The 11,620-nt window shown below is 43.6% G+C and carries 15 protein-coding genes and 1 pseudogene; 7 read left to right on the forward strand and 9 right to left on the reverse strand.

The window, feature by feature from the left end; all coding sequences use genetic code 11:
• The 5 genes from ABUA47_RS19400 to ABUA47_RS19420 form a co-directional block, all read left to right on the forward strand.
• A partial coding sequence (locus ABUA47_RS19400; protein ID WP_205125559.1) for a hypothetical protein occupies positions 1 to 285 on the forward strand: 285 nt, incomplete at its 5' end.
• A 36-nt stretch (positions 286 to 321) separates the two neighbouring features.
• Positions 322 to 801, forward strand: coding sequence for an LPD28 domain-containing protein (locus ABUA47_RS19405; RefSeq protein WP_005868767.1), 480 nt, complete (start codon positions 322 to 324; stop codon positions 799 to 801).
• A 56-nt stretch (positions 802 to 857) separates the two neighbouring features.
• A complete protein-coding gene (locus tag ABUA47_RS19410) occupies positions 858 to 1,121 on the forward strand; it encodes a hypothetical protein (RefSeq protein WP_005868765.1) in 264 nt (87 codons plus the stop codon).
• A gap of 177 nt (positions 1,122 to 1,298) precedes the next feature.
• Positions 1,299 to 1,862 carry an N-6 DNA methylase gene (locus tag ABUA47_RS19415; protein WP_225990576.1) on the forward strand — a complete coding sequence of 188 codons (564 nt, stop codon included), beginning with the start codon at positions 1,299 to 1,301 and terminating at the stop codon, positions 1,860 to 1,862.
• A 29-nt stretch (positions 1,863 to 1,891) separates the two neighbouring features.
• Positions 1,892 to 2,215 (forward strand): hypothetical protein, encoded by a 324-nt coding sequence (locus ABUA47_RS19420; RefSeq protein ID WP_005868762.1) that lies wholly within the window; start codon positions 1,892 to 1,894, stop codon positions 2,213 to 2,215.
• Between the two features lie 565 nt (positions 2,216 to 2,780).
• Here ABUA47_RS19420 and ABUA47_RS19425 read toward each other — a convergent pair.
• Positions 2,781 to 2,981, reverse strand: coding sequence for a hypothetical protein (locus ABUA47_RS19425; RefSeq protein WP_008782408.1), 201 nt, complete (start codon positions 2,979 to 2,981; stop codon positions 2,781 to 2,783).
• A 597-nt stretch (positions 2,982 to 3,578) separates the two neighbouring features.
• Between ABUA47_RS19425 and ABUA47_RS19430 the strand changes: the two genes are divergently transcribed.
• The gene (locus ABUA47_RS19430; RefSeq protein ID WP_005868911.1) at positions 3,579 to 3,989 is read left to right on the forward strand and encodes a PcfK-like family protein; all 411 of its coding nucleotides are present in this window, start codon (positions 3,579 to 3,581) and stop codon (positions 3,987 to 3,989) included.
• A 1-nt stretch (position 3,990) separates the two neighbouring features.
• A complete protein-coding gene (locus ABUA47_RS19435) occupies positions 3,991 to 5,238 on the forward strand; it encodes a PcfJ domain-containing protein (RefSeq protein ID WP_005868910.1) in 1,248 nt (415 codons plus the stop codon).
• Between the two features lie 99 nt (positions 5,239 to 5,337).
• Here ABUA47_RS19435 and ABUA47_RS19440 read toward each other — a convergent pair whose 3' ends face one another.
• From ABUA47_RS19440 to ABUA47_RS19475, 8 genes and pseudogenes are all read right to left on the reverse strand, one after another.
• Positions 5,338 to 5,823, reverse strand: coding sequence for a hypothetical protein (locus ABUA47_RS19440; protein WP_005868909.1), 486 nt, complete (start codon positions 5,821 to 5,823; stop codon positions 5,338 to 5,340).
• Between the two features lie 53 nt (positions 5,824 to 5,876).
• Positions 5,877 to 6,902, reverse strand: coding sequence for a toprim domain-containing protein (locus ABUA47_RS19445; protein WP_005868908.1), 1,026 nt, complete (start codon positions 6,900 to 6,902; stop codon positions 5,877 to 5,879).
• Between the two features lie 135 nt (positions 6,903 to 7,037).
• Entirely contained in the window at positions 7,038 to 7,457 is a 420-nt protein-coding gene (locus tag ABUA47_RS19450) for a hypothetical protein (protein ID WP_005868906.1), read from the reverse strand.
• 22 nt (positions 7,458 to 7,479) lie between these two features.
• Positions 7,480 to 9,426, reverse strand: coding sequence for a type IV secretory system conjugative DNA transfer family protein (locus tag ABUA47_RS19455; RefSeq protein WP_005868904.1), 1,947 nt, complete (start codon positions 9,424 to 9,426; stop codon positions 7,480 to 7,482).
• A gap of 11 nt (positions 9,427 to 9,437) precedes the next feature.
• On the reverse strand, positions 9,438 to 9,821 hold the full coding sequence (locus tag ABUA47_RS19460; RefSeq protein ID WP_007564694.1) for a single-stranded DNA-binding protein: 384 nt from the start codon (positions 9,819 to 9,821) through the stop codon (positions 9,438 to 9,440).
• A complete protein-coding gene (locus ABUA47_RS19465) occupies positions 9,799 to 10,992 on the reverse strand; it encodes an ArdC family protein (RefSeq protein ID WP_005868899.1) in 1,194 nt (397 codons plus the stop codon). The genes ABUA47_RS19460 and ABUA47_RS19465 overlap by 23 nt, the downstream gene beginning before the upstream one ends.
• A 3-nt stretch (positions 10,993 to 10,995) precedes the next feature.
• Entirely contained in the window at positions 10,996 to 11,181 is a 186-nt protein-coding gene (locus tag ABUA47_RS19470) for a hypothetical protein (RefSeq protein ID WP_005868897.1), read from the reverse strand.
• Positions 11,182 to 11,199: 18 nt separating this feature from the next.
• A pseudogene (locus ABUA47_RS19475) lies at positions 11,200 to 11,620 on the reverse strand (hypothetical protein); the annotation flags it as partial.

The following is an 11,620-nucleotide window of genomic DNA, read 5'->3' on the forward strand; positions in this document are numbered from 1 at the left end:
CCTTTGTTTTTGAACGGCAAATTTATTTCGGTGGATGGATACGAAAGAGTTCCGGTCTTCGCCCTTTGTCCCGAAAAAAATAACGCCGGACGGCTTCGCTGTCCCCAACATTTTTTGTCGTCCAAAACTTTTCTTAATCCCTCCTTCCTTATTGTTGTGTGCCGTAAAAAAAAGGCTCATAAACTCAGATGGGGCATGAAAGCTCAAAAAAAAAGTCGGCAGAAAGAAAAGGCCATCCCGGAAAGGGGTTTTAAAAAAAGGTCTTTAAATCTAGCTGAAGCATAAAATTAGAAGTTTAACAATCCCAAAAAACAACGAGTTATGTCACGAGTACACTATTTAGAAGGAGATTATGAACAGTTAGTTATTAATGAAACGATAGACGGTCTTTTTTCCAGTTATCGTATAGACCGCAATTCATTGCCAAAAGGATTTTTCCTTTATGAGATTAGATGGGATGACAGCTTATCTTCATTGGCAGAGATTAGCCCCTCTGTGGTGGTGAATCATGCAGGTTCATTCATTACAAAGTCACCCCTTGAATTTGATGCAAACAATAGCATACGGATAACCTATACCAATTTTATCGAGTTCTGCCAGTTTGGTGAGTGGGCTTATGAGAAACTGGCTGTATTGGATTGTAATTCCGGTAATGTTGCGGTGATAAGCCCAGACAGGAGATTGCAGACCACTGAAGAGATTGAGATTTTTTTGAGTGGGCATTGTGGCTATCATCTGAGTGAGATTAATTGGATGGTGATGAAAGGCGATGTGCTGTTTTTGAACGAGAACGATTTTTAATGAGTATAACCGTAACTGCCTCTTGGAATGGGGCAATTACATAAAATATTATAAGTATGAAGTGGATAGATAAGATGGTAGAACGCATTACCCGAAAAGAAACTGCTTTAAATGACCACTTTTGTGTAAATCGGCATACGGTTGTATGTCAGAGTGGTATGACTGATTATGTTTCTGTAACGATTGATAATACCGATGGTTTTGATTTCGATTTTTGGACAAAACAACTTTGTTTTGAGAAGGACTGTAAATATCGCTCGGAGATAAAAGCGGCTTTTGATAAAATCTATGGCACAAGGAATATAGAATGTTGTGAATAATGAAGTCAGAAAAGTATGATACCAAAGGAGATAATGAAACTTTATGAAAAGCTTGCTTTCAGTCGGGGATATGAAGAAGCCTTTCGGGATTTTTTGGATGTTTGTCTTTACTATTTGTCTGTCGGGATGTTGGCGGAGGATTATCGTAGAGTGGAAAAAAGATATAAGCCATATGAAATGGAACTTTTTGTTCAAATGTTTTATAGGGTGTCTGAATATTCGGAAGGATTTTGCGATGTCTTGGGAGATATGTTCATGGAGTGTGTCAGTCATGGGAATAACGGACAGTTCTTTACCCCGATACACGTTGCTGATTTGATGGCATGTATGGGGGGAAATAGGCTGAAACCTAAACAGTCGGTCTGTGATTCGTGCTGTGGTTCCGGCAGGATGCTACTTTCCGCTGTAAAAAAATGTGCGGAAGAGAATGATGGAGGAAGGCTTTTTTGTTATGGCTCGGATATAGATTTGATTTGTGTAAAGATGACCGTTGTCAATCTGATGATGAATAGCGTACCCGGTGAAGTCGCATGGATGAATACATTGACAATGCAGCATTGGAGAAGTTATCATATAGATTTACAGCTGATAGCCGGAGTATGGTTGCCTATTTTAAAGATAACGGAAGCAGGTGACACTTCTTTTATTAGGAAACTTGAAAATGCAATGGAGGATAATTCTGAATTGAAGAGGTCGATTCAGAGCAACGCAAGGGCTACGCAGCTGACTTTTGATTTTTGACAAGATAAATATGTAAAAAGGATTTTGGTATGAAAGCAATAAGAACAAAAGAGGTGAATGAGAACGTCAAAGCGGCGAACAGTTGTTTGCGTAAAGCGAAATGGCAGGCTAAGGAATTGGCTGTTTTTACAGGTGAAGTAGTGCGTCTGATGGATAAGGAAGGGCATTCTCTACAAGGGTTCTTTAATCGGGTGGAGTTTGTTCTGGTGGACGGCACTATTAAATTCCGTGTAGTTATAAATCCTATTCTTGAATGTGAGAACTGTATAATGGCTTCTTGCCATGAAGACTATCTTTATGAGGTGGTCTCGGTGGAAAAGTTTACCTATAAAAATTATAGGTATCATTTGTAATGATATTGTATTTTAATGATTATAAACTGATTTATATTATAACAATGATGGGCAAAATTAATAATATTCCCGTTTTGAATGAAGATGTTATTCGTTTGGTTGTACTCAATGAGGAAATTATTGGGTATATCTATCCACGAAGGACTTCTTATGTGGTGGCATTGGAGATAAAGCCGGGACGTACTACCTCTTTGGCTACATCTGTCAATAAACAATGCATGGTTTTGTTGAGTGATAAGGTTCGTTTGGCCACGGAACAGGATTTCGATGATTTTCATATATGCTTTGATGGTTTCAGAAATAACACTATGTATTGTTATAATCAGGGAACGGAACCTATATACCTTCAATGAAGCACATTCTCCCTTCTTTTGGATTAGGGAAGGGAGGGTATTTTGCTGTCCGCTACTTTTTGGCAAGCACCCCAAAAAAGTAGCAAAAAACGCTTGGAGTTACTGGTAATCCCATTAATTTGCGTTCACGCAGTATTCTTTCCCACCCTCCCCTTCATCGGAATGACTGTTCTCATTCCCGGTTTACCCGTAATCATCCGCTATGCGGCTGATTATGGGTAAACCGGAAAAGAGAAGTTCCAAACGTGGGCGGGATTGCAATGGTCATCATCCGGAGCTTCGGCATTGCCGAAACAACCTCCTTCTTCCGTATTGCAGTCCCTTCCTTTTACCGTTTGTCCCGGCAGTCCGTTGCTAACCCGTTCCCCCCTGTCACTTGTGGCAGGGAGATAGGAGTATGGTTTTGCTTGCAAAACCGTATGGCTTGTTTTACTTTCCGTACTGCCCTTTTCCTTGTTTTCTGCCTCCCCTAATGTGCTTTTTTCATAGCTCCATCTGAGATCCTTTGTTTTTGAACGGCAAATTTATTTCGGTGGATGGATACGAAAGAGTTCCGGTCTTCGCCCTTTGTCCCGAAAAAAATAACGCCGGACGGCTTCGCTGTCCCCAACATTTTTTGTCGTCCAAAACTTTTCTTAATCCCTCCTTCCTTATTGTTGTGTGCCGTAAAAAAAAGGCTCATAAACTCAGATGGGGCATGAAAGCTCAAAAAAAAAGTCGGCAGAAAGAAAAGGCCATCCCGGAAAGGGGTTTTAAAAAAAGGTCTTTAAATCTAGCTGAAGCATAAAATTAGAAGTTTAACAAACTAAGTAGCAGAAGTATATGCAAATCATTCAATTTGTTTTTTCGGTCATCATCGCTCTTTGTGCAGTGGCTATGTTTGTCGGAGCGGTAATAACGCCAAGTCCGATAAAGGTTGTGTCGGTTACGTTGTTGGCTCTTATTTGCCTATTCTCCTTGTTTCTCGTGAAATTGGCTTATTGTGAAATGAAATCTAAAAATGATATACTATGAAAGTGTCAGAACAATTTAAAAGTACCATCAAGGCATACCTTGATAATATGGCAGCGGTGGATAGTCTGTTTGCTCCAGTCTATCAAAAACCTACAAAGAATATAGATAATTGCATTACCTATATTTTAAACCAAGTGAAGAAAAGCGGTTGCTGTGGTTTTAGTGATGATGAAATTTTTGGTATGGCGTTGCACTATTATCAGGAAGATAATATTGAGGTGGGTAGCCCATTGAAATGTAATGTAGTCGTAAATCATCATGTTGAATTGTCAGAGGAAGAAAAGAAAGCGGCTCGTGAGGCTGCTATCAAAAAATTGCAGGAGGAAGAATTGGCAAAGTTGAAGAAGCGTCAACAAGCTAAACGTGAGAACAACACCGAAGTACAAACCCAGTTAACTCTTTTTTGATATGAAACCCAAGACAAAATTACAAATGGAAATCGTGAATGGGAGCAGGAAGTTAGCTCCCGTTTCAGAGGCTCAAAAGCGTTATGCCTATAAACATTGCTTTGTGCATTATTTCAAGCGTGATGCAAAGGGGAATTGCTTTTGTTTGGATTGTGGGCATACATGGCGGGATAAGGAAGATAAGAAAAACTGTAAATGTCCTCATTGCGGTATGAACCTGAAATTGGAGAATAGCAGGAAAAGGACGGCTGTATATAAAGAATATTTTTGTGTGATTACTACATACAAGCAATATCAAGTTATCCGTTTTTTTATGGTGGACTGCCGGCTGAAAAAAGGGTCTCCGGCTAATTACTTTATAATTGAGGCGGTACAGTGTTGGATGAATAAAGAGGGCAAGACAGAAACGCTGTCTTTGCTGCGGGGCATGTCTATATTTTATTACGATGCATGGATATATGGAAGTTCTTTGGAATTGCGTAAGCGGAATGTGCATCATGACCGTATTTATGATATTTGCCCGGCAGTTATCTATCCGAGAATGAAAGTGATACCCGAACTTACGAGGAATGGATTTAAGGGTGCCTTTTATGATATTTGTCCGAGTTCCTTCTTTATGACATTATTAACTGATAATCGGATGGAGATATTATATAAGGCAGGGCAAATGAATTTGTTCTTGAGATTTTTAGAGAGAAAATACGGTATAGATAAGTATTGGACGTATGTAAAAATCTGTTTAAGACATGACTATGTGATACATGATGCGGACTTGTGGCTGGACTATGTGGATATGCTGATAGAAAATAAATTGGATGCGAGAAATCCTCATTATTTGTGTCCGTTGAATGTAGAAGAAGCGCATGATTGGGTGATGGGGAAATGTAAGAAAAAATATTCTGAAAAGGATGAAAAAGACTATATTGCTGCCAAATCACGTTTCTTTAATCTTTCGTTTGCGGATGGAAATATTATGGTTCGGGTATTGGAAAGCCTTTCGGACTTTTACAAAGAGGGAAAGTTGCTGCATCATTGTGTATTCAGCAACGCCTATTATAAGAGAGAAGATTCGTTGATAATGTCGGCAACGGTGGATGGAAGGCGCATGGAAACGGTGGAGTTTTCACTTAGCAGGATGGAGGTGTGCCAGTGTCGTGGAAAGTCTAACCAATTATCAGCCTATCATGACCGGATTCTGAATTTGGTACGGGATAATATACCGTTGATAAGGGAAAGGATGGTAGTGTAATGAATAGCCCACACATCTAAATGTGTGGGAGTTCTTTTTTGGAAGACGCCCAAAAAAGAACCCCAAAAAACGTTGTCGCTACACATCGTTACGCTCGGATTATTTGCTTGTCGGCTTTAGTTTGCCGATACATTTTTCCATGTCGGGGGACAATAGGAAAGAAGCCGTCTTTTTCTGCTGCACCCCTGAGTGTGGCTGGACGATGGCATACCTGCATTTTAATATCTTGCCGATAACTTCCGTACTGTCACGGTGCAGGTACATGGCTTTCATGGCATCCGTTGCTTTCAGGCTTTTTTCGGCTTCCATATAGGCGGAAAAGGACGGTTTGAATAAGGCACGGGGACTTTCCGCTTTCTGTATGACAGCGGATAATTGTGCGCTTTTGTTGTTCAGGTAGCACAGGCTGTCCGATACGGTGACGTCTTCTGTTTCCAACACTTCCAGTAGTTCGAACTTTAAATCCGTCCAGGTGCCGTGAGAATCTGTCTGAACCCATTCCGCAATGGCCTTCTCATAGCCGGGTTTGCTGCATGAGGAAAAGGCAATGAGCAGCATACAAAAAAATAAATGCTTGATATTCATATTGATCTGATTTTATAGGTTGTCGTATTATGTGATGGAGCAAATCTATGAGGTTACTGGCCGTCCTCCGTGGAGGAACAGATGCCACACGAGATTTTCAGATCATCGTTCCAATCCTTGTTTTCCGAAAGTTCGACGTTCTTCAGTTTCCGTACCTTGTTGCGGAGTTCATCGTTACTCAGGCTCTCGACATCAGTCGTATCGCCATGAAAGTAACGATGCAGCCATAGAGTGTACTTGTGCCCTTGTTTGTCGTTGTCAAAGATGCTCCGGAGCTCCTTTACCTGGTTCTTGTCAAGAATCAGGCGTAATAGCCTCATTTGTCCTTCCGTGAATGTCCCTTCCGTAGATACATATACAAGATTGAGGTCGTTTCCGGAATGGCGTAATTGATAGTGGGAGATACAGTCTATAAATGACTCCCCAATGTAGAGAATGTCTATCGGGCGGCTTTTGTCATGGTTGCTGGTCGCCAGACAGTCGAACTTGCCACCGATAATCCCTTTGAATGTTTCATTTCGTTGAGAAATGGCTTGCACACCGTTTTCATTGTACATCTTGATGCACACGTTGCGGTAAACACTCCCTTTGTTCTTTACCTCACGGATAAAGAAAGTGTCTTTGAAGAACCGGCTTTCAATGCTTTCTTTCAGGATACCTCTTTTCTGGAGATAATTGCCCTTGTAGGGTTGTAGCTGGCTCAAGTAGAATTGAAGTTCGTCCGCTCTCATGCTTGTGTTACCTACTTCATACCGGCTTTTTTCGGGTGTCGTGATGCGGTTGGTGTTGATGTAGTTCTGAAGGATCTCCCCCACCTCGCGCAAGGACGGCATTTTTCCGGTTGTTTCAAATAGATGTTCCTGCATCAGATCCATGATACTGCGGCCACGCACGCTGTCACTATGCACGTCCCAATAGGTGTATTGGTTCTGCGAGTTCCGCTTGATGACGATGGTATGCGTTCCGTTGCTCATTTTGGGACAGGAGTTGGAAGAGCCTTCCACGATTTTCCATCCTAGTTCCAGCAGGAAATCGGGCAGAGAAATGGTTGTTTTTATCTGATTGAAATCGACTTTCATAACGTTGACTGGATTAGTTGAATCTCATTTTATCTGAGCTTAGATTATAAATGAGAAAGATTATCTTTCATAAAGATAAGAAATATCATCTAAATATGGAAGAGAAAGTATATGTTTTTTGATTCGTCTGCATTTTTATTTCAAGGTACTGTAAACCAAATCAACAGTAGTGTCTATACCGGGAACGGCCTCCAACTGTTTGCTCTGGTTGAATACGCTTTCCCCGTCTTTTTTTATCTGCATGGTGATGATAGCACTCTCTTTTGAATAGAGAATGCCTTGCACGGTAATTTGGCTGACAGGCTTTTCCGTGCTGTATTCCGCTTTATCGGTGAAACTCTCATCTACGGAAGCTGCGGAGGTACCGGTGCGTTCGTTCCTGAATCTCACGCCGTCAAGATTATATATATGCACACTGCCTTTGGGTGAGGAACCGGTTACGGCTACGGTGATGTGATACATGCCGGCTTTGTCTGTTTCCGATTGGATTTCCTCTTTGTTGCATGAAGCGGCCAATAAGCAGGCTGCCGCTAATAATGAATGAATTTTTCTCATGGTAGGATTCTTTTGTTGAATGTTATCGGATGATTTTTTGTTCTGTCTTGTGTGTCCCGGTTGGCGGAACTGCTGACTTTTCTTTTAATTTGTCCTCTATCTTTTTGAGGATGGCGTTGACATCTTCAATGATTTTGATGTAGTTCTGCTGGATAATCTCTTCCAGGATTTCCAGTTCCATCTCTTCTTTGCCGTTGCCCAGTTTGACCGGTAAGGAGAAACGGGGTATCTCCTTCTCTTCAAAACGGCACATATCCATCTGCACGCTGAAGAATGGCGGCTTGCCTCCGGCAATCTTGCCAATGAAGTGTCCGGCTGCTTGTCCGGCAATGTCCCTTGCCTTTAAGACTTTTTCTTTTTGCAGGCTCTCCGTGACACTGTTATTGCCACCGGCTTGGTGTGAATAAGATTCTTGCGCTTCTTTCTTCTCCCCAAGCAAGTTCTCGATGTCTTTGGCGGTCTTCTCATTTCCGGTCATACCGTAAGCCTGCGTTCCGCAGGAGGCTTTCAGGATGTTGGCACTTTTCTCTCCATAGTCCCTGACCGCTTGGTTGAAGTCCTGAACGGCGAGAATGGTAGCGACATTGTGCTTCCGGGCGGTTCCGATGAAAGTGTCAATGCCTTGCAACAGGATGGTCGGAAATTCATCTACCATGAATATGCTGGTCGCTTTGCCGGGATTGTTCATCTGTGACATCAAGACGCTGCCGATGCAGGAAATAGCAGGGGAAACGGCTTCCTTGATGGTGGGCGCATTGCCTACGCATAACAGCGTTGGGTGTTCCTTGTTGGTTATATCCAAAGAGAACTCTTCTTCGGGAAGTGGCGACAACACCCAGAAGATGTATTTGTTGTTCAGGAGTACCAACGGAGTCTGTGCGGATGATACGGCTCCGGCTGTCTGCTGTTGTGCACCCAGTTTCCAGGCGGTCAGCATGGAGGACATGTTCAATGCGATTTCAGGATCTTCCGACAGCCAGTGGAATACTAGGTTGCTGTCAGAAAGGGCAAGGGCTATCACATGGGGCAGCGTACAGATACCAAGCTTCCTTTCCTTGAAACATTTATAGGCGATTGAATAGACGTAGTTGATGGCATTGTTGGCCCAAAAGTCGGTCTTTTCCTTCCAGCTTGCTTCCAGATTCTTCATCAGTGTCATGATGATATTGCGGATGAATAGCGATTCGTTTCCCTTTGACATGTATTGCGGAGAAAGTACGTTCACCCTGACCGTGCGTGACATATCCACAAAGTTGATATAGGCGAAACGGGGTGTTTCCATCCCCTTGTTCCGGAAATGTTCGATGCTTCCGTATGCGATACGTGAGAGGATGGGTGACTTGTCCTTGGTGGGATCACCCTCCCAATCGTACACGAATCCGGCATAGTTGCGCTCGGCGCACTGGTAGATGATTCCCTTGATCCAGCTCTCTGATTTACCGCTTCCCGGACCGCCGTCGATATAGACATTCTGCTGCGGCTTATGGATGACCAGCGGCCCGGAGGCGGTTTCAAAGCGGAAGTAGAAAGCCGATTCTTCCCGGCTTAACCCGAAAATGCTATCATCGGATTGGGCATGACGCCGGATGAAATAAGGCAGAGTCTTGATGACAAGCAGCGTGTACGCTACGAATAGAATGGGAAATACAAATAGGTTATACCACGCTGATAACCGGCTGAATCCGACAACCAGCATGGATGCCGTAACCAGTGTCATACTGGTGTAAACCCATTTCTTGTTTTCGTCTTTCACTTTGCCAACCGGAAAGAGAAAAGCGAGGCCTCCGATCAGGATAACGTAGAGAAACCGGAATAGGATATCCTTCTCCATCAGCCTTTCCCACATGGCCGGATTACGTAGTGGAGCGTATAATCCCGTAACGATAGCCCACTGAAACAGTACGGCTGTCCCGATGAGCGTGGATAGCAGGATCAGGATGAATGACAGGTCTTTCTTCTCTCTTTCCATGGCCGTTGCTGTTATTGGGGTTGTCCGGATGCCGTTCCGTCACCGCTCTCTTTTTTCTCTGCCTTTCCCAGTAACTCAATGCGTGAGACGGTCAGGCTGACGGATGGGATGTGGCTACCGTCATCCTTCTGGAATACATCGGCATACACATCGCCGCAGACATATACCTGTGTCCCTTTTTTCAGATACTCAAAGACTTTACTCTCGTAATTCACGAAACAGCATACCCATAGGGTCTGTTCCTCGTTGTTCACGTTCTTGTACTTGGTGGATACATGGAAGTTGAATCCTTTTCCGTTCTTGTTCTGCCGGGCATCCGCACCGACATAACCGATAATTTGTCCTGTAAACATAATGATGGTTTTTAAAAGTTTATAATCCGAGCTGTGGCTCATTCATATTTTTCATGGCTGGCTCCGCTTCCATGGAAGGCAGCGAAATGCCGAAAGTGCTGTGTAGCGTTTCAAGGTTGTCGGCTGTAGGATGGTTTGCCGCAACACTTTCCAATAACCGTGATGAAGGGGTAAAACCTTCGTTTTTCATCTGCTCCAATACCGGACGGTTGTCTTGCAGGACGGCCTGCGTGAACCGTTCCTCCGGTGTGAGGTACTGTTCCATCCGTGCGGTATGTTCCTGAATCATATTGCTGGCTTTTCCTACATCGGCAAGGATGTTGTAGATGAATTTGGGATCTTCTTTCAAGGCTCCCAGCCAGTTTTTTAGATACATGGCATTTTCTTCCCGGATATGGGTGGATATTCCCAGGCTTTGCCCGACGGTAGCGGAGGTGAGTTCGGCAACCAGTTCCTCTTTGGCATATTGCTTGTCTCCGAAAATCACGCCTTTTTCCCGGTTCAGATGCTCAGGTTCTCCAGTCGAGTGCGCCATCTCATGCAGTAGTGTGGAGTAGAAATTCTCTCCGTCCTTAAACTGCCCCTTCAGGGGTACGACGATATGGTTATCTTCTCCCCTTGCATGGTAAGCACTATTTCCTTCCTTGGAATAAATGGGGCAGATCCATTGCTGTTCCCGTACCATCGCATCAATCAGAGGCACGGTGAGCATCCCTTGCTCGTCCTTGATGGCCGGTATCTTGAATTGCTCCTTCAATGCTTCCCATTTCTCCGGTTTCGTTTCCTGAAGATTGGTCTGCTGTACGTTGAACACATTGTATGTCTTCAGAAACGGCGTGACCTTATATTCCTGCTGCTCGTTTTTATCCAGGTTCTTATATACGTCGAAAGGTATTTTCTTTCCGTTCTTGTCTCTTACTGAGAAATTCCAGTAAATGACTGGGAATGACTTTTCTCCTTTCAGTATGTTAAGGCCGTTGTCTTTGGCTTGCATGAAGGTCATATAGACCGGCAGGCTGTACTGCTCTTTTTCCGAAAGTAGAAACAACATGAAGGAATTTACTCCGTTGTAGGTTCTTCCCTCGATATTTTGCGGAAGTCCCCCACCCTTTATCCCGAACCAAGGCTTTTGCCAGTTGTCTTCCACCTGCTTTATCTTTTCGATCATCAGTTCGGCGAAACGCTGTAATGCTTTATCACTTGCTGTATCCATGATTTATTGGTATAGATTTCTGTTCTCGTAATCAAGCAGCCATTCTCTGGCCGTTTGGTTGTTTGTCTCTTGCTGCTTGGCAGCCATCTCTTCTTGATAGGCTTGTGCAAGCTCTTCCTGTGCAAGTAGAAACTCTAAGTCACTGATTTCTCCTGCAATGTTTTTCTGTACTAATTCATCGTAATCCATAATTCCTGATTTTTTAGGTTATAAGTCATTGAAAGCCCGGTTGATGGTGCTGGCTATCGGACGGGCCATTTCCTTGCTGTTGTCGGGTTTGGGTGTGCTGGCCAGTTTGACATCTCCCAGTGTCTTTGTGCTGCCTTCCATCCCGAAAATCTTTTGTACGGCTATCAGTGTGTTGGCTTGCACACCCGTTTCACGCATCCGGGTAAGGTCTTCTTGAGTGAGCCGGTACCCTTCTTTCTGTATCTCTTGGATGACATGAAAGTTGTCGGTCTGTGCGGCATCCAACAGACGTGCGGCCTGCCTTTCATGTTCGCCCTGTTCTTCCGGCTTGGTGCCGAACAGCTGGATGACTTCATGGGTTTGCCTTTCATCCAGACCGTGTTCCTTACCGATTCCTTTGATAAACTCTTCACTGGGTTTATATCCTTCCTCTTTGAGC

Origin of the sequence: Bacteroides sp. RTP31139st1_H2_RTP31139_211217, assembly GCF_040227615.1 — a bacterium.
Classification (GTDB): domain Bacteria; phylum Bacteroidota; class Bacteroidia; order Bacteroidales; family Bacteroidaceae; genus Bacteroides; species Bacteroides uniformis.

Excerpts from the sequence above, each read along its gene's own strand:
- ABUA47_RS19405 (WP_005868767.1), top strand. The coding sequence starts at position 322 with ATGTCACGAGTACACTATTTAGAAGGAGATTATGAACAGTTAGTTATT.
- ABUA47_RS19410 (WP_005868765.1), top strand. The coding sequence starts at position 858 with ATGAAGTGGATAGATAAGATGGTAGAACGCATTACCCGAAAAGAAACT.
- ABUA47_RS19415 (WP_225990576.1), top strand. The coding sequence starts at position 1,299 with ATGGAACTTTTTGTTCAAATGTTTTATAGGGTGTCTGAATATTCGGAA.
- ABUA47_RS19420 (WP_005868762.1), top strand. The coding sequence starts at position 1,892 with ATGAAAGCAATAAGAACAAAAGAGGTGAATGAGAACGTCAAAGCGGCG.
- ABUA47_RS19430 (WP_005868911.1), top strand. The coding sequence starts at position 3,579 with ATGAAAGTGTCAGAACAATTTAAAAGTACCATCAAGGCATACCTTGAT.
- ABUA47_RS19435 (WP_005868910.1), top strand. The coding sequence starts at position 3,991 with ATGAAACCCAAGACAAAATTACAAATGGAAATCGTGAATGGGAGCAGG.
- ABUA47_RS19440 (WP_005868909.1), bottom strand. The coding sequence starts at position 5,823 with ATGAATATCAAGCATTTATTTTTTTGTATGCTGCTCATTGCCTTTTCC.
- ABUA47_RS19445 (WP_005868908.1), bottom strand. The coding sequence starts at position 6,902 with ATGAAAGTCGATTTCAATCAGATAAAAACAACCATTTCTCTGCCCGAT.
- ABUA47_RS19450 (WP_005868906.1), bottom strand. The coding sequence starts at position 7,457 with ATGAGAAAAATTCATTCATTATTAGCGGCAGCCTGCTTATTGGCCGCT.
- ABUA47_RS19455 (WP_005868904.1), bottom strand. The coding sequence starts at position 9,426 with ATGGAAAGAGAGAAGAAAGACCTGTCATTCATCCTGATCCTGCTATCC.
- ABUA47_RS19460 (WP_007564694.1), bottom strand. The coding sequence starts at position 9,821 with ATGAGCCACAGCTCGGATTATAAACTTTTAAAAACCATCATTATGTTT.
- ABUA47_RS19465 (WP_005868899.1), bottom strand. The coding sequence starts at position 10,992 with ATGGATACAGCAAGTGATAAAGCATTACAGCGTTTCGCCGAACTGATG.
- ABUA47_RS19470 (WP_005868897.1), bottom strand. The coding sequence starts at position 11,181 with ATGGATTACGATGAATTAGTACAGAAAAACATTGCAGGAGAAATCAGT.